The organism is Paenibacillus sp. E222 (genome assembly GCF_013401555.1).
Classification (GTDB): Bacteria; Bacillota; Bacilli; order Paenibacillales; family Paenibacillaceae; genus Paenibacillus.
Window position 1 is genome coordinate 813,403 of sequence record NZ_CP058552.1, and the last position, 18,101, is coordinate 831,503.

Sequence of the window (18,101 nt, forward strand, 5' to 3'; positions counted from 1 at the left end):
CTCTTTATGGGTATAGCAAAAACGGCTTCCGCCGTTCCTTCCATTCCTCTGCCTCTGCGTTCCAATCTTCCATCAAGCGTACTAATTCTTCACGGTCATGAATGACATCCCTGACTTTCCTGCCTCCGGTCAACAGATCAATAAAATAACGGGAGCCCGGCTGTGGCGGCTCCAACCAGCGAAATTGCTCCGGATAGAGCGACGCCAGTTCATGTAAAAGCACCAGACCTGTATCTACCGCCCGGAATGCCCTGCTGTCTGTCACGAAAATCCTCACACCTCCACACAGCTCACCTGCATGTTTGGAGAAGGTTGGCGACATGTACACCGGATGCACATGAACACCCTCCAGTTTGTGTTCCCGAAAGCGTTCCGCCAGTCGTTCACCCTCAATCCAAGGTGCTCCAATCCACTCAAATGGGCGGGTCGTGCCCCTGCCTTCCGATACATTGGTGCCTTCGAACAGGCAAGTACCCGCATACACCCGCACACTGTCCATTGTAGGCATATTGGGAGAGGGCAGCATCCAGGGAAGCTCACAATCCGTAAACTCCATGGAGCGCCGCCATCCTTGCATTACGATCACATCCAGATCGCAGGGCACCTCCATCTCACTGTTGACCAACAGGGCCAATTCACCTACCGTCAGTCCGGTGCGGACAGGAACACGCCAAGCGCCAACGAGTGATTCATACCCCGCGCTTAGTAGGCTGCCTTCTACCGTATCCCCGCCCAGCGGATTGGGACGGTCCAGCACCAGCAGGCGTTTGCCTGCTTCGGCACAGGCCTCCATCATGTGGAACAAGGTTGATGCATACGTGTAATAACGGACACCCACATCCTGGATGTCAAACAGCACCGTATCCACCTCAGCCAGCATCGCAGGGGTAGGCTTCTTGTGTTCCCCATAAAGGCTGAGCACAGGGATGCCCAGACGTGGATGCACTGTATTCCCGAATCGGACACCAGCTTGAAGTTCACCTTCCAGCCCGTGCTCACACGCATAAAGCGCTGTAAGCTTGGCCTCTGCCAAGCTGGCACAAACATCCACTGTAGAGACAAAATTTGCCGTAATACCCGTAGGGTTTGTCATCAATCCAATACGCGCATCCGTTAACCATGGGTGGGAGAATCCTCCCGACAGAAGATCAACTCCAGTTTTTACACCCATCACACATTCCCTTGGCTGATCCACCCCGTATGCTGGTGGTCATTGCCGCCAGATGTGACAGGTTCCTCTTCCGGTTCCAGCACATTAAGGGACACCTTATGCTGATAGATGGCAAACATGCCCGCGAACAGCGCTCCGAAGCCAACAACCGTCAGCATTAGCAGAGCCGTCAGACACAGCGCCTGAAAACAGGCTCCCATCGTGTACCCCGGATGACGGAAGAATAGCTTCACACTTTCCCCCATCGCCTGAATGATGCCCATGTTCTTTTGCAGAACAAGCTGCCAGGTATAGAACTGCGACATGAGCGCCATGAGGACGAAGAACGTTTGGAACATGCTCACCGCTGTACCTGTAATTCCGCCCTGTCCGCCGTAATACCACCAGGTTGACCAGAGAATGAAGCCAAGCACGGCGAAAAGCACACCTACTGCCCCTCCCGGGATGAATCCCTTCATCGTTCCGTTCCAGATATCCTTAAGCCCATTGCGGCGTTTCTTGCGTTCCAGCCTGTGATGCACGGCATAACTGACACCGAACAGGATTGGCATATAAATCACGGCCAAAAGCAGCACCGCGATTGGCAGCGGAGCAAACATCAGAATGGGCACCAGCACGATGGAGCTGACAACACTGTACAGGGCCACCGGAATGATATCCCGATAGATTTCCGCCCCCGACTTGACCAAGACTTCACTCAGCTTACGCATTTTCATTCTCCCCTCTATATAAGTTGACCCACACATTTACACGATAACGGAGAAGACAGAACTAAAATGGAAAAGAAAGTGTTGTCCCATAAGGACTGTCTCAAAAGGTCTCCCCATTTCGATTGGCTTGGCCGCACCGCTGGTCAGTATGTTGCAACCAAACTTGCAATGTGCCCCAAACTTCCAATGTGCTAACGAATCTACCGCACCTTAAACGAAGGATTTTCGAGGCATACAAATTTTAACGAACTTCAGTGCCGTTATTTCAGTACAAACAAGGCGTCAGAGCCTAATAAACAACGTCATCGAGTATATAACGTCTCTGTGATTCGTTACATTTCAAACCGGTGCAAATGGGTGCGAATAACGTGTGTAAGGTTCGTTAAAAATTCACGCTCTTTGCTTATAGGACAGCGCCGCTTACTCCCGTCCAATCGCCAACTCCGTCTCCGGGTCAAAAAAGTGCGCCTTACGCAGGTCCAGTACAAAGTTTTTGTCCATGCCTACATAAGCATGTGTTTCCGGGTGAACCTTGGCCGTAACGGTACGGGCACCCGAATGGAAATACACCAGATTCTCGGAGCCCAGATGCTCTACTACCTGGACCCGCGCCTGCAGCATATGATCTGTCGGGATATTCGGAGCGACATCGTCACCAAAAATATGCTCTGGACGCAGCCCCATAATTACCGGCTTGCCTTGATGGCTCTGAAGACGAGCGAGTACATCTTCTGGCAAGGTGAATGATGCACCGTCCACGACAACCTGTGTGCCTTCAATCCGGGCATCAATGAAATTCATCGCCGGGGAACCGATAAATCCGGCAACAAACATATTACGGGGACTCGCATACAATTCTTTCGGCGAAGCCACTTGCTGAATATCTCCATGATTCATGACCACGATGCGCTCCCCAAGTGTCATCGCCTCCACCTGATCATGCGTGACGTATACAATTGTGGCACCGAGCCGCTTATGCAGCTCGCCCAATTCCACTCGCATCTGTACCCGCAGCTTCGCATCCAGATTGGAGAGCGGCTCGTCGAACAGAAACACCTGCGGATCACGGACGATCGCACGCCCTACCGCCACACGCTGGCGCTGACCACCGGACAGCTCGCGCGGTTTGCGCTCCAGCATCGCCTCCAGCCCCAGAATGGAGGCCGCATTCTGTACCTGTTCATCGATATATGATTTTGGCTTCTTGAGATTTTTCAGCCCAAAGGACAGATTTTCACGTATCGTCATATGCGGATAAAGCGCATAATCCTGAAATACCATCGCGATATCGCGATCCTTCGGATGCAGATCATTCACGACCCGTTCCCCGATGACAATATCACCACTCGTCTGTTTTTCCAGACCCGCAATCATCCGCAGTGACGTTGTCTTGCCACAGCCCGAAGGACCCACAAAAACCACGAATTCCTTATCTTCTATAACAAAGTCCGAGCCGGCCACAGCCGTGAACGTTCCTTTATGATCGTCTTTGAATTCTTTGCGCACTTGGCGAAACTCCACGCGTGCCATAGGTAGATCCCCCTTTACGTTGTCGCTTGTCCTGAACTATATAAGCTCCACTAACGAATATTTACACGGGCACTCCGATGACAGAACAACCTTCCGATCGCTGTTATCCCCAGATTTCTTTGATTCCTTTATAAAAAGGGGAAATCCGGTGATAGCGTATGCTTCCGATGTAGCTTTCTTTTAGAAAGCTTTTAGGCGAACGCTTTCGCTTCTTCAGGTTATTTCTGTCCTCTCCGTTATGGTGTAAATGTTTAGTTGAACATATATAGGAATTAACCTTTTACCGCACCGATCGTAATGCCCTGTAGGAAATAACGTTGCAGCGAGAAAAACAGAATGATCATCGGCAGTGCACCGATCGTTGCCCCTGCCATCATGGCGCCGAAGTCCGTTGATTCGGCAAATACGAACGAAGCCAGACCCACCTGAACGGTGCGCATCTCGTTGGAATTAGTGATCAGGAATGGCCAGAAAAATTCATTCCATGAAGCTACAAACGTGAAAATCGCCAGCACCGCGATCCCTGGCTTCGCCATCGGCAGAATCACTTTCCAGAAGATGCCGAACTCGCTGCACGCATCAATACGTGCCGCATGAATCAGCGATGTGGGCAGCGTTGACATGAACTGTTTCATCAAGAAAATGTTGCCCACACTGACCGCAGCAGGCAGAATAATGGCCGTATACGTATCTCCCAGGTCAAACACGTTGACCATCAGAATGTACAAGGGAATCAGCGTCACCTGTGCTGGAATCATCATCGTGCCCAGCAAGGTCCAGAATACCGCCTGACTTCCCGGAAATTTCAGTTTGGCGAACGCATATCCCGCCAAGGAGGCGAAGAACACATTCGTCACGGTCAGAATGACCGAGATGAGCAGCGAGTTGTACAGCCAGCGCCAGGCATCCGTTTTGGCAAAAAAGCGCTCATATGGTGATAACGACAGCTGCTCCGGGATCATCTGCGGTTTGAAGGAAGCCGACATCGCACTATCCTGCACCGAACCGACCAGCATCCAGTACATCGGAATGACCGTCACCAGTGCCCAGACCACCAGCAGAATGGATGCAACGACAAGCAGTGTCTTTTTCTGTGTTGATTTCATGGATTTCATTCACCCCCGGATGCTTAATGCAACGTGCTCTAATCGTACGTGTTTTGAACTACCTCTAATACTCAATATCGCTGGAGAAATATTTGAACTGAATGACGGAGATGACAATGATGATAATCGCCAGTACGAACGACTGTGCTGAAGCCAATCCGAACTCATAGAACTTGAATGCCGTCTCGTAGATCAGATAAGCGATCGTTGTTGTCGCAAAGTTCGGTCCACCCTGTGTCATTAGATACACCGAGATGAACACCTGGAAAGACGTGATCACACCTGTCACGAGCAGATACAGCGTCGTTGGTTTGAGCAGCGGCCATGTAATCTTGCTGAACTGGGTCCAGCCGCTGGCATGATCAATATCTGCCGCTTCGTACAGCGATTTCGGAATACCGCCCATGGCTGCCAGATACAGAATAATGCCCGCGCCGTGCGATCCGAGCCAGTTCATCAGAATGAGTGAAAAGAGTGCCGTTCCCGATTGGCCCAGCCAGATCACCGGATCAAGGCCTAACAGGCCGAGGAAGCGGTTCAGCAGTCCCGAATCCGTCGGGTCAAAGATCGCCAGCCATACGATGGAGATGGTTACCCCGGATGCTACCGCAGGCAGGTACAATGTTGCTTTGAAGAACGTCTGCCACTTGCTTTTCATCTGGAAGATGAAGTAGGACAGTACAAATGTAATGAGAATATTGACCGGTACCGTACCCACAGTAAAGATGAGTGTATTTTTAATCGACTTCCAGAACGTCTCATCTTTCACCAGTCGCTCGTAGTTATCCAATCCAACCCACGTCGAATTCATAATGTTGTATTTCTGGAAGCTCATCACGAGAGCCGTCAGAACGGGATATAGTGTGAAAATGAGAAACAGCAGGACAGGCGCCAAAATAAACAAATACGCCCACCCGTAGTCTCGCCAAAACCGGGCAACCCGGGTAGTCCGGGGCACAGACGGTTTTGGCGCAAGGGCGGTCTGCATGGCGAATCCTCCTCTCCTAATCAGTGTGGTTTTGCGTTATGTTCTATGGTCCGAGTTATTGTCCAAACATCTGCTGGCCTTTGTTCTTGAAGTCTTCTGCGATCTGCTCCGGTGTCTTCTCACCCGAGAACAGCGCCTGAATGTTAGGCTTCACAACTTGTTCCTTGAATTGTTTTTGCTGTGATGCTTTGTCGATATCCAGTTCCAGTACAACCGGCATCGCGATATTCACTGCCATGACTTTTGCAGCAGCCAGATTATCCGGTTGACCAAGTTCTTTTCCTTTAAACAGATCCACCTGGGACTGTCTTACAAATGGAAGCGCCAGTTCATTGGCCGAGTTCCCTGCTTTGGCACCACTGAGTGCCTCCATGACCAGGAACGTATTTTTGGCATGCTGTTCGCCTTTGTCCTTCTTCTGTTTGAAGGCTACATACCCTTCGCCGCCCATCGTTGTTGCCGCAGGTTGATCGTCATTATGCGGTACAGGCAGCAGGACAAAATCAATTTTCTCTCCTTGTACCTTGCCATCATCGATGTCCTTGTTGCGGTTCTGAATCATCACATCATAATAAGGAATCGCTTTGGAGATGATCGCCGTTTCCCCCGCGTAGAACATATCCGTCCGTTTTGCTGGAGCAAGAGCCGCCGTTTCCTTCGGCATATAACCTTGATCCATCAGATTTTTGATAAAAGAGAGAGTATCCAGAATGCGGCCATCATTCCATTGGAACGTGCCAGCTTTGTCGAGAACGTCAATCATGCCGTTGTTTCGAGACAGCATTTCAATGAAATCAAGCGAGGTTCCGTCGGTAACCAGTGCATATTGTTTAGCCCCACCATCCAGCGTTTTGGTCAGCTTGGCTGCGGCAGCGTTGAATTCGGACCAGGTCCAGCCATTTTGCTGAATGGATTTCCAGTCCATGCCCGCTTCCTCGAGAATGCGTTTGTTGCCACCCCATGCCCATTGGAATTGATACAACGGCAGTCCGTACTGTTTCCCTTGGATCTGACCTAATTCAAGCGTACCTGGCAGATAGTCATCCTTGATCTCAGGTGTCAGGTAGCTGTCCAGCTCAAGTGCCAATCCCGTATTCACATATGTCCCGTCTACACTATGAAAGTAAAGATCCGGCGGGTTGCCCGCGTTCAGAGCGACATCGAATTTTTTGGGCCCTTCCGCCCAGGAGAGCATTTCCGTCTTCACGGTAATATTCGGGTGTTCTTTATTGAAATCAACAATCAGATCCTTCAGTTCATCTTCATATGTCCCATGTACTGGATAAGTCCATACGGTCACCGTATCTTCCGCATTAGGATCATCTGAAGCAGCGCCCCCGCTATTCCCGCAGGCAGTAACCCAGACCATCATCAACAACATTGCCCATACCAGACCCTTCTTTTTCATCCCTTCATCTCCTTCGCGTGTCGTCTCCCGATAATTGCATTGCCTAACCATGCTACCCCTTTTGAAATCATCCATCCTTAAACGACTTAACAGATTATTGAGCGTGGCAGTAAGGAAAAAGCACCTCCCTTATGGATTAGACCTGAACGTACGCAGGATTAATCTCTTAAATGCAATATTAACGTCAACTTAGTTGACATTAACAGTATTAATTCCTTCCAAAATTGTAGATTGAGTTCATTATATGAGCTATGAAATAAAAATTCAACATTATTTTTTATTATAAAATTTAATTTTACTTTTTCATTTTATGCCTCTATACTATGTAAAAAGAAAACTCAAGCAATCGAGGTGAGCCACTTTGCGAGTATATGTAGGCGTAGATGGAGGCGGTACCAATACTGATGCAGCAATCATTTCTGAATCTGGCGAAATTGTCGCCCGGCTCAGCGGCGGTCCCACGAATCCTCACAGCGTACCACTGGAACAGGCCCTTTCCGAACTGCAACGAGTGCTGGAACAGCTATTTAATCTAAAAAGTGATTTATCGACAAATTGTGAAGGTATATGCCTCGGCATGTCAGGTGTAGATACGATTCAAGAACGGCAACTTATAGCCGACACAGTAAATAATTATATGAAGAGCCGCAATCAACGGGGATCAGAGGGCTGTCCAGTCTGGGTTGTATCCGAAGGAGAAATTGCTCTGATGGCCACTCTCGGACATACTCACGGTGTATTATGCATCTCTGGAACAGGGTCCATCGTGTACGGATTTACGCTGGAAGGCGAGCGATATCGTGCAGGAGGCTGGGGTCATCTGCTCGGAGATGAGGGGAGCGGCTATCGTATTGGGCAGCGTGCACTTCAAGTGGTTATGCAGAGCTATGACGGTGTTCTTCCTCCCACCCGTTTAACCCCGCTTCTTCTAAAGAAACTGAAACTTCGGGATATCTCGGAGCTAAAGACACGGGTGTATCAGATGGATTGGGGCAAAACCGAGACCGCATCCATCGCCCGTCTGGCTATAGAAGCAGCTGAATCCGGGGATAAGGCCGCCCGGGCACTGATCATCGATGAAGCCTCACAACTGGCGGATACCGCCAAGGCGCTGATTGCCCGTCATCCCGAATTTGCATCTACTCAGGTTGTCCTGTCCGGATCATTGTTTCGATATGCTGCACTTTTCCGAAATACATTTATCCAGAAGTTATCGGGATATTATGGAAAGTTGGATTTTGTATATCGTGAAGATGCCCCCGATCCAGTGGTTGGCGCAGCACAACTGGCAAGAAGACGCTGTTCCCTGAATGAATCATTTTAAAAGAGAGAAGGAGGCCATACGGATGAATCACATGCTAAACTCACTACTAACGGAACAACCCAATCCATTAACAGATCATATAGATGAACTACCTTCGGCAGAAATTATGGAGCTAATTAATAAAGAGGATCAACGGATTGCGGAGCTCATTCAGCCCTTGATTCCGGTCATTGCCCAAGCGGCGGACCTGATCTTGGAGGCCTTTCAGTCTGGCGGCAGGCTGTTCTATGTAGGCGCAGGTACCAGTGGACGATTGGGAATACTTGACGCTTCGGAATGCCCGCCTACCTACGGAACCCCGCCCTCCATGGTGCAGGGTATTATTGCAGGAGGATTCCGGGCAGTGAAGGACCCGGTGGAAGGTGCTGAAGATAGTGAGGAATTGGGAGCTGCGGACCTTGATGAACACGGCTTAGACGAAAACGATGTCGTGGTTGGCATTGCAGCCAGTGGGCGAACGCCGTATGTGCTGGGTGCGATGAGACACGCCAAGGAGATCGGAGCTACGGTGATCAGCCTGAGTAACAACGCAGGTACACCGATGACCCTTCTGGCTGATGTGAGCATCGAGGCTGTTGTTGGCCCGGAGGTTGTCATGGGATCAACACGCATGAAGGCCGGCAGCGCCCAGAAAATGATTCTGAACATGCTCACCACTACCGCCATGATTCGTCTAGGCAAGGTTTACCGTAATTTCATGGTCGATCTGAACCCTTCGAACGAGAAGCTTGTCCATCGGGCCAAACGCATGATCCATCTGGCAACCGGAGCGAATGAAGCGGACATTGAACAGGCTTTTGCCGGTGCAGACGGTCATGTAAAAACGGCAATCGTCATGCTGATGGCAGGCGTGGACGCGGTGGAAGCTCAGCGAAGACTGGATCTGGCTGACGGATTTGTCCGCAGCGCCATTGTGGGGCCTTCCTGAGCCGTACAGGGGTATTTCTAGAGGTTGAAAGAGAGGAGCCCGACATAAGTCTGGGCTTTTTTTATAATTTTTTTATTCTAAAAGCGGATATAATCCGTCAAAAAACCAAAAAAATCCCCTCCTGTATAAACAGAAAGGGATTCATAGGTTCTACTTCATTTATGCTCCAGAATAGCCTGCCGGCTCTTCTCCAAATATTCCACCGACTGGTTGTAGTCGCGGCTGGCAATCGCCAGATACAAAATGTCGATTACGTTCAGCTGTGCAATTCGTGATGAAGTTGCTCCGCTTCGGATATCGCTTTCGGTGGAAGTAATCATCAGGGGCACATCCGCTAGACTGCTGAGCGTATTGCTCCCCCACTTGGTAATGCTAATCGTTGCAGCGCCGCCTTCACGAGCATGCTTCAGGCAGGAAATCACGTTCGAAGTCTCCCCTGAATATGAGATACATACCACCGCATCATCTTCGCGAAGCGTCGTTGCGGACGAAATCTGCATATGCGGATCGGCGAACGAAAAGCTTGTGCGATTGATTCGCATGAACTTGTAGTGTGCATCCAGCGCAATCAGGTTGGAGGCCCCCACCCCGTAGAAAAAGACCCGGTTCGCCCGATGGAGCACGTCCACTGCCTGTTCCACCAGACGCGGGTCCAAAATATGAACGGTATCCTTCACCGATTGAATATTATTTGCGGACACATGCTGAATAATGCTCTCCATGGAGTCCTGGGGACGAATCTCCGTATATTGGTATTGTTCACCTGTCTGCAAATCTCCGGCAATCTTCAGCTTCAGCTCCTGAAAACCCGTTACACCCAGTGATTTGCAGAGACGGATAATGGCAGCCGGGCTGCCACCGCTCCGTTCAGACAGCTGTGCCACCGAGGACTGAACCGTCTCTTGAGGATGATCGAGAATGTAAGCTCCGATCTTCCGTTCTGACGGAGTCAAGTCATCCATTAATGCGCGTAAACGTACAAGTCCACCTTTCATGCCTTCCATCCGCTCCTCCTTTCCGTACTGCCTTCATGTACAAGCATTTTATCCTATAATTCCAATAGAGTCTAATTGATTACACGCCCTTGCATATGCAACTCATTCAAAAGCCTTGCTGCACTACAGTGTCAGGTGGCCCGATATTACGGCGTGTTTCGCGCCGGTTACTGCCGGGAGTGTATTGGTTCTGCCCATGAGTGCCTCATGGCCAAGGAGGGCAAATCCAATCGCTTCGCGGGCATCATCCGGTATACCATAGTCCGCTGTTCGCTCCAAACGGATGTCTTCCGGGAGTCTCTGACGGATCATCTCCATTAACGTGGCATTGGAAGTGCCACCACCGCAGGCGAGCATGGCCGAGATGTGCACCTTGGGCAGGATAAAATCCTTCACTGCTCGCACGATCGTCTCCGCGGTCAGACAGGTGGCAGTAGCCAGCGTATCTTCAAGGGATAAGGAACGCGCTGCGGCCATCTCCATCAAGCGTGCTGCATATGCCGCACCGTACACTTCACGTCCGGTGCTCTTGGGAGGCAGCCTTTTGAAATAGGTATCGTCCAAACACAGATCTACCAGATCCTGATTGAACTTTCCTTGTGCGGCGATGCTTCCATTCGGATCATAGTGCTGCCGCCCTCCCGTCGCCTGGCGTACGATCGCGTCCATCACCATATTGCCAGGTCCCGTATCAAAAGCCGAGATACCTTCATTAGAAGACGCTGATGGCAGCACCGTAACGTTGCCAATACCTCCGATATTTTGCACCAGTCGCCCTTCCTCCGGACTGCGGAACATCAACGCATCGGCATAAGGGGTAAGTGGCGCGCCCTCTCCGCCAGCCGCCATATCCCGTGCCCGCAAATTGCCGATCACTGGCAGGCCCGTTCGTTCACGTACAACGGCGCATTCGCCAATCTGCAGCGTGGACACCACTGGAAGACTCTCGCCTACTGGCCCTGGAAAAGCCGAAGCTACAGGTGCGTGCCATACGGTCTGTCCGTGCATGCTGATTGCATCCACCTGCCCGGATCGGATTCCTGAGGATCGAATAAGCTCACTGACACTGTGAGCATACCACTCCGATACGCCAAAATGTGCAGCCGTCAGCTCATCCACACGTGCCGTCTCCGGTGAACATAGTCGAATCAGCACTTCTCTCAATTCATTGGAGTACGGTACGCAGACGAAGTCAACCAGAGTGATCTTTTGCAATGCCCCGCTGTCATCTGTCAGAATACGCACCAATGCCGCATCCGTCCCGTCGAGGGACGTGCCTGACATCAGTCCAATGATGTAATGCTCCCGTTTCAAGCGATATTGCTCCCACATCGGATAGCTGCCTGTATCCATCCATTCACAACCTCCCGCCAGCCCCGATGAACACGTCATCTTGCCATAATTTCACCCAGTATATGATATAAAATTTCACAAGTCAAATATTTTATGAAATTTAATTACACTCTTCCAACCATAGCGACTCTTTGTCCGAACTGGCATGCTCACAAGAGGTTTTCTATGAATCAAAACAGATAAATAACGATCAAAAAAGAAACATTTTTACAATTTTACCGTTTATATAACGAAGGTATATTTTGGAATCGACATGTTGAGGGTTATAAACTGTCACCAGCGGAAGGAGATACCCAGATGAACAACGCTGCTATTTGGTTTTCAACTGTTTTATTACTAGGGGGACTGACGACTACATCGTCATCCGTTGTGGGTGCCAAACCAGCTGCACCAGAACAAATTTCACAACGTTCCGTTAATGCGCCTTCTGTAACTCCTTCCATTTATTCAAGCATCAAACCGTTTAAAAGGAACAACAGTACCAACAAAATTATCTGGAAAGGAGGAAATATTACTCTAACCGCTACTACATTGAAGTTGGAAGGTAAGCCTGCTTTTGAACAAAACGTCATCCACTCCATTGTCGTCTCCAAGGGGAGCCAGAAACATACGATTGAAACGAGTAATCTGGAGGACAATTGGCTCGATATCACAAGTGTTGTTGCCTCCAACTCCAATACATGGCTTGCTATACACGCAAAACGTAGCTCAGGAAACACGCTGATGCTTCTTAACCTTCAAACAGGTGACAAGACGGAATTAAATGAACGATTGAAACAAGCAGGTAAGAAAAACATAGAAACCATTGCCACCTATAACTGGGCACCCAACGAAGATCAGATAGCCTTCTCTTACGGAGATCCCTCCAAGAGCTCATTAGCCATCTACAATGTTCAGAAAGAGGGCTTTGTATTCCTGCCAAGAGCAACCAATTATATTAGTACCAATCTGATTTTGTGGCAAAAAAACGGAAAAATACTAGATTACATCAGTGAGTACCCATCTGATCAAATGATACTTTATAGGTATAGCATAGAGACTAACAAGGTGAAGCCTGTTAAGAAAATTAGCCGTAATGAGTTTGCAGAATGGTTCAAGCTGGATAAGTATCCCACACAGTAACGATAAATAGTAGAGGTGCAAATAATGAAGAAAACGATTTTACTCCTGTTTTTAAGTCTGTTCTTGCTGGTTGTACTCCCTCATCAGGGAAATGCGGCTGCAAGCACGTCGAAAATCTTCTTGGACGGCGAGGAATTAATCCTACCAAGTGACGTTCAGGTGACCATCGTGAATAAGAATGTTATGATTCCAATTCGTGTTGTTGCCGAAAATTTGAAATTCAAAGTCGATTGGAATCAAAATACACGTAATGTAAAGATCCAGCAAAATGACAAAACGATTTCTTTAACCGTTGATCAAAAGCAAGCCATGGTTGCTGACAAGCAAGTTACCTTGAACACAGCCCCACTCATTTTAAATAACACCACGGTGGTACCCATTCGATTTGTCAGTGAACAAATGGGACTCAACGTGAAATGGAACAACAAAGAGAAGATTGTATACTTAGTCAACACCGACACCAGTAAAGAGCCCACTGTTGAGCCCGGCAACGGTTCAGGAAACGGCAGCCCAACATCAATAACACATGTTACCGATATCCAATTTGCCAACAATCAGCTCGTCGTGTCTATGGATGGCGAATCCAAACCCGTGATGACGACTTTGAAGAATCCCGATCGTCTGGTCGTGGATCTGCCCGGAGCAGTGTTTGGTGATCTATCGCAACCGTTGAATCAAAACATGAATGGCAAATTGGATGTGGACGCATACCCCAATGTAACGGAAGTTAGATATTCTCTTTTTAAACAAGACCCTGGTCAAGTTCGAATTGTCGTTGAATTGAATCAGGTGAAGGATGTACAGTACAGCCAGAACATCATCGCCGATAAACTGATTATCGATCTGAATGTTTCGGGAGATAACGTCACACCCGTTCCTGTAAATCCTGTAGGCGACTCGGGACGCAAGGTCGTTGTCATCGACCCAGGCCATGGGGGTAAGGATCCAGGTTCGACCAGCATCACCAACAAACCCGAGAAGGAATACAATCTGGCATTGGCTCTTAAAGTACAAGCACTGCTTCTCAATGAACCGGATATCGAATTGGTGATGACTCGTGACGGTGATACTTATCCCACTCGCCCGGAGCGTGTTCGGCTCGCCAATCAATTAAACGCGGATGTATTTGTATCTATCCATGGCAATAATGTGGAGTCCTCACCCCAGGCAACAGGTACGGAGACGTTCTACTATCAACGCAGCAGCAGCAAGGAATTAGCCAATATTATTCACGAACGTTTGGTTAAAGCCATGGGGCTCAAAGACCGTGGTGTGAAAAATGGCAACTTGGAAGTGATCAGAGATACGACCATGGCTGCAGTACTTTTGGAAGTGGGATTCCTGAGTAATGTTATGGATGAAGAACTGATGTCTTCCGATGTTGTTCAGATGAAAGCCGCTCAAGCGATAGCAGATGGGATTAAGGAATATCTGGGTATAAATTAAATGATAAAAAATGATGTAAATATGCTGGAGGATGTGATCCATTGAAAACGAAATTGGGATGTGCACTCGTCTTATCCTTCTTAATGATAGTTGGCATTGGTTGTGCTCAGAAGCCAGTCAGTGAATCCGGATCGGCCGAACCTGCTGTTCAGGGGGGACAGTCACCAAACCCATCCGAAACAAAGGTGGATCTGGGCACAATGAACATACAAGCGGTTGATGTGTATTTCGCAGACGCCCAGGTACTGGAACTTGAGAAAAAAGAGCAGGAAATTGAATACAAAGACGATTCCGAGAAATACAAAAAAACATTTGAAGCTTTACAAAACAATACCGATTCGGAGCTCGTATCCCTCTGGGAAAAAGTCGAATTGCTCTCCTTACAGTACGGCGAGGGCAAAGTTACTTTGGATGTTCATATTCCGGATGAAGCCAAATTGGGAACCAGTGGCGAGCTGCTTGCATTGGATGCGCTGACCCAGACGATGTTTCAATACGATGAAGTAGAAAGTATCGATATTCTGGTGGACGGTGAAGCCCTCGATAGCTTGATGGGCCATTCAGAACTGGAGCATCCTATTCAGCGGGAGCCTTAATCTAATTTCAAAAGCCATTGGATGATATCCTCATGATTCTCCCCTTGAATCATCTCTCATGCATGATGAGAAGCATAACTTCTCATCATGCATTTTTTATATAAAAATCCACATTCAAAAAGACGTCCCCAGGGACGCCCTACATAGATCCAATCTTTATGAAATTCAAATTAGAGATGCAGCTCATCTCCAGGAGATAGCGAATGCAAAATCCCTTTCCCCGAGACCGATTTTTCGCTGAGTAAGCCTTCTCTCAGTTTATCCGTCTCTGCCCGTTCCGCATGTACAAGTACCGTATGCCTCGCAGGAACCTGATGCAGCATTCTCTCGACATCCTTCCAACCCTGATGCACCTTATAACGAATTTTCCGTACCTCGCACGCTCCGTGTTTTGCAGGATTCTGCAACAGCCTGTAAGCATAGGTGCCGGCAGAGACATGCCCAGTGAGCAGTACCAGATTATGCTCATCGTCCGCAAACTGGCTATAGTACCAGCGAGCAAGAGAGGACTGCATCATCCCGTCCGGAATGAACCACAAAGAGGCAGCATGTTGATGCAGTAGCCGCTCTCGATCTTCCTTTGTTACAGGCATTTCCCAACCATAACCCCTCAAAAAACGCTCAATTGCTTCCTTTACAGAGCCCGATATGTGTTCTTCCTCTTCTTTTAGCCAATATGGAGCACGTAAAAGCTGCTTCAGACCGTCCACCAGCCCTTGTTCCACGACAATTGGAACGTCCGGTAACTGCTGCTGTGCCCACAGCATGATTTCCTGACCACGACCCACTGAGGGCATAGGCATTAGCACCTTTCCACCCCGGGCAATGGTCTCATGAATGGCCTGCTCCAGCTGTTCCAGCTTGTTGGCCTGCGTATCGCAATCTGTTCCATAGGCAGCATCCATAATCGCCAAATCCAGAAGACCGGATGAAGATGCATGGATCACTTCTACTCCCTTGGATACGGCATAGGCATCCCCTTGCTCCACAGGTCTACCTGCTGATACGTGGGATCGTAACACCCCTTCGGATGCAGCAAAGGGGAGAGTCTGCGACGCGGATGGCTTTCCTGCCAAGGCATGCCCACCATTCACGACGGTTCGTATATCCGATTTCCAATGTTGACTAACTGGAGCATCAAGCCCCCGCCTGTTACGTGGTACCCTTGCCTGCCAGAATACGTCCGCTGGACAATCTTCCTGCAAAAGCATGGATTCGGAGGTGTAATCACCGGAATAAAATATACGCTTATCCTCCATTTCCAGCCCGAACCATACCGATCCTGCCAGGTGTCCACTGCGCCCCCACACCACCGAGACGCCAGGAACCATTTCAAACCAGGTTCCACCCTCGGCTTCGTCCTCCAAAAATCGGTAGCGAATCAATTGTTCATCGCCTTCTTCGTATGGGAGGGTGTGTCCTGTCCTCTCCATATTTCTTCGCCAAGCTCTGAAGTAGGTGTCCAATTGCTCTCTGGTTTCACGCGTCGTCCATACTTCACCCTGATAACCCATCTTATAAAGCAATGGAATAGCGACGGAATGATCCTCATGGGCGTGAGACAACAAAACCACATCTAACTCTTTAACGATTTCCGGTTCAATCAACGGATACTCGCCGGCTCCTTCTTTTTTCACGCCACAATCCAGCAAAAGTTGAACCCGGCTCCCTCTCAGGAGATAGGCAGAGCGCCCGTGTTCCCCGGCGCCGCCCCATACCTTCAGTTTGATCATGATGCATTCCACTTTCTCTTCGAATTCAGAACTTCGATGCCGAGCAGCATCAGTACTGTCATACCGACAGTAACCACGGCCATCGCCATTCCCAATGACACCTGACCTTGTTCAAATTGAGCAAAAATATACGTAGCCGATGTCTGCATCGATGGAGGCAAAATCAACAGTGAACCTACCAGCTCCCGCGTGGCAATGGTGAATGTCATCATCCAACCGGCCAACATACCGGGGATAATCAGAGGCAGAAGAATGCGCCGCAGAATATATAACGGTCTTCCGCCAAAGACCTGACCCGCCTGGAACAACGTTCCGTCGATCTGGGTGAAGCTTGATTTGACATACTGCACCGTGTACGGCAAGAAAAGTACCACATACGTCAGAACAACCATTCCGTACGAGTTGTACAGGGTGAACGGCATCCATGGTGAATTCCAGAACAGGATGAGACCCACCACCATGACAATGCCAGGTACCGTATTCGGCAGCAGACTGAACAGGTCAATGACACGCTGCATAAAGGAAGACGATTTACCAATGGCCAGTGCCAAACCTGTACCGATAATAACCGCAACCGTCGAAGCTGCCAGTGACAGCCCCAGGCTGTTCCCTATTGCTTTCATACTGACCGATCCCCAGGACAGCAATTCCCGGTAGTGATCCAGCGTCAGATTGTCGAAGGACAATCCCGCACCGCGAAGCTTCATGGTCGATGCAGCAATAATGGAGAAATACGGAATGCCCACCGACAGAATCAGCAGCAACGCGAGATACAACCCGCACAACCAACCCGCTCCGCCACGTAGGGAGTATCGTTTGGAACGCTGCCCCTTGCCCCCTACCAGACGGTACGTGAACTTTCGACTCATGGCAGACTGCATGTACCACATCACCAGACAGACCGACAGCAGCACCGATGCAAGCGAGGTAGCCTTGCCAAAATCAATCGGCCAACTGGAGATATACTTGTGGATCTCAGAGGTCATGACATAATAACCGATACGGCGCCCGAAGGTGGCCGGTGTTCCGAATTCCGCAATCGTTTTGACAAAGACGAGCATGATCCCCATGCCATAGGAAGACAACAGCAGTGGCAAAATAATGCGTCTGAATCGGTATCCTGCACGTCCCCCGTGCACCGCCCCCGCTTCTTCCAAATTGCCTCCAATGCGAATGATGGCATCCCGAAGCAACAGATACAGGAAAGGGAACAGATGCAGGCTCATAATGAGCACCATGCCCCAGAAGCTGAAGAACAACTCACTCCAGCTCGCAGCGGAGGGCACCCATTGCTGCAGGTATCCCCCTTTTTGCATAAACAGAATCCATCCCATGGAGCCGATATACGGCGGGGTCATGAACGGAATCATCAGGATCACGTCCACCCAGCGATGCTGACCCATGCGGGTCTTGGCCATCATCCACGCCAATGGCAATGCCAGCAGCGTTGTTACAGCGACCACGCAGATCCCCAGCCAGACGGAATTCAGCAGCACCCCGGATAAATGCTGACCGGTAATGGTTCGAATCGGAGCCATCCAATCCCATTGCCCATCCGGATACACACTTTGCCAGAAAATCAGCAAGAGCGGTACACCAATGCTTATCGTTAGCAGAAAGAGGGCCAGAATCACGCCCACTCTCCGAAAAATGCGGTTGTTGTCTACTACAACAGGTTTCACTACGATTTC

General features: G+C 49.4%; 15 protein-coding genes. 5 read left to right on the forward strand and 10 right to left on the reverse strand.

The features are described from left to right. Window positions 1–4: 4 nt before the first annotated feature. The 6 genes from HW560_RS03540 to HW560_RS03565 form a co-directional block, all read right to left on the reverse strand. Window positions 5–1,171, reverse strand: coding sequence for an exo-beta-N-acetylmuramidase NamZ family protein (locus HW560_RS03540; RefSeq protein ID WP_179262076.1), 1,167 nt, complete (start codon window positions 1,169–1,171; stop codon window positions 5–7). Further along, on the reverse strand, window positions 1,171–1,881 hold the full coding sequence (locus tag HW560_RS03545; RefSeq protein WP_179262078.1) for a hypothetical protein: 711 nt from the start codon (window positions 1,879–1,881) through the stop codon (window positions 1,171–1,173). Before HW560_RS03545 ends, HW560_RS03540 begins: the two co-directional genes overlap by 1 nt. A 420-nt stretch (window positions 1,882–2,301) precedes the next feature. Beyond that, window positions 2,302–3,411: an ABC transporter ATP-binding protein gene (locus HW560_RS03550; protein ID WP_090904044.1), complete on the reverse strand. Its 1,110-nt coding sequence runs from the start codon at window positions 3,409–3,411 to the stop codon at window positions 2,302–2,304. A gap of 272 nt (window positions 3,412–3,683) precedes the next feature. Then, window positions 3,684–4,517 (reverse strand): carbohydrate ABC transporter permease, encoded by an 834-nt coding sequence (locus HW560_RS03555; protein ID WP_062322342.1) that lies wholly within the window; start codon window positions 4,515–4,517, stop codon window positions 3,684–3,686. Between the two features lie 64 nt (window positions 4,518–4,581). After that, window positions 4,582–5,505, reverse strand: coding sequence for a carbohydrate ABC transporter permease (locus tag HW560_RS03560; RefSeq protein WP_090904043.1), 924 nt, complete (start codon window positions 5,503–5,505; stop codon window positions 4,582–4,584). Between the two features lie 55 nt (window positions 5,506–5,560). Next, entirely contained in the window at window positions 5,561–6,913 is a 1,353-nt protein-coding gene (locus HW560_RS03565; RefSeq protein WP_090904042.1) for an ABC transporter substrate-binding protein, read from the reverse strand. A 361-nt stretch (window positions 6,914–7,274) separates the two neighbouring features. Here HW560_RS03565 and HW560_RS03570 point away from each other — a divergent pair, with 361 nt between their 5' ends. Together HW560_RS03570 and murQ are read left to right on the forward strand one after the other, a co-directional pair. Then, window positions 7,275–8,237, forward strand: coding sequence for an N-acetylglucosamine kinase (locus HW560_RS03570; protein WP_090904041.1), 963 nt, complete (start codon window positions 7,275–7,277; stop codon window positions 8,235–8,237). A gap of 22 nt (window positions 8,238–8,259) precedes the next feature. Continuing rightward, on the forward strand, window positions 8,260–9,165 hold the full coding sequence (gene murQ / locus HW560_RS03575) for an N-acetylmuramic acid 6-phosphate etherase (RefSeq protein WP_090904040.1): 906 nt from the start codon (window positions 8,260–8,262) through the stop codon (window positions 9,163–9,165). 155 nt (window positions 9,166–9,320) lie between these two features. Here the strand turns inward: murQ and HW560_RS03580 are convergent, their stop codons facing one another. Further along, window positions 9,321–10,160, reverse strand: coding sequence for a MurR/RpiR family transcriptional regulator (locus HW560_RS03580; protein WP_090904342.1), 840 nt, complete (start codon window positions 10,158–10,160; stop codon window positions 9,321–9,323). Between the two features lie 123 nt (window positions 10,161–10,283). After that, on the reverse strand, window positions 10,284–11,513 hold the full coding sequence (locus HW560_RS03585) for an anhydro-N-acetylmuramic acid kinase (RefSeq protein ID WP_090904039.1): 1,230 nt from the start codon (window positions 11,511–11,513) through the stop codon (window positions 10,284–10,286). A 297-nt stretch (window positions 11,514–11,810) separates the two neighbouring features. On the opposite strand from HW560_RS03585, the gene HW560_RS03590 reads away from it, so the two are divergent. Genes HW560_RS03590 through HW560_RS03600 form a run of 3 tightly spaced genes read left to right on the forward strand, consistent with a single transcriptional unit; the run spans window position 11,811 to window position 14,677 of the window. Beyond that, complete coding sequence (locus tag HW560_RS03590; protein WP_179262080.1) at window positions 11,811–12,635, forward strand: hypothetical protein; 825 nt, start codon at window positions 11,811–11,813, stop codon at window positions 12,633–12,635. 24 nt (window positions 12,636–12,659) lie between these two features. Next, window positions 12,660–14,081 carry an N-acetylmuramoyl-L-alanine amidase family protein gene (locus HW560_RS03595; RefSeq protein WP_090904037.1) on the forward strand — a complete coding sequence of 474 codons (1,422 nt, stop codon included), beginning with the start codon at window positions 12,660–12,662 and terminating at the stop codon, window positions 14,079–14,081. A 41-nt stretch (window positions 14,082–14,122) separates the two neighbouring features. Further along, window positions 14,123–14,677: a GerMN domain-containing protein gene (locus tag HW560_RS03600; RefSeq protein ID WP_090904036.1), complete on the forward strand. Its 555-nt coding sequence runs from the start codon at window positions 14,123–14,125 to the stop codon at window positions 14,675–14,677. 170 nt (window positions 14,678–14,847) lie between these two features. Here the strand turns inward: HW560_RS03600 and HW560_RS03605 are convergent, their stop codons facing one another. Next, window positions 14,848–16,410: an MBL fold metallo-hydrolase gene (locus HW560_RS03605; protein ID WP_257031666.1), complete on the reverse strand. Its 1,563-nt coding sequence runs from the start codon at window positions 16,408–16,410 to the stop codon at window positions 14,848–14,850. Then, entirely contained in the window at window positions 16,407–18,092 is a 1,686-nt protein-coding gene (locus HW560_RS03615) for an ABC transporter permease (protein ID WP_090904035.1), read from the reverse strand. The genes HW560_RS03605 and HW560_RS03615 overlap by 4 nt, the downstream gene beginning before the upstream one ends. Window positions 18,093–18,101 lie beyond the last annotated feature (9 nt).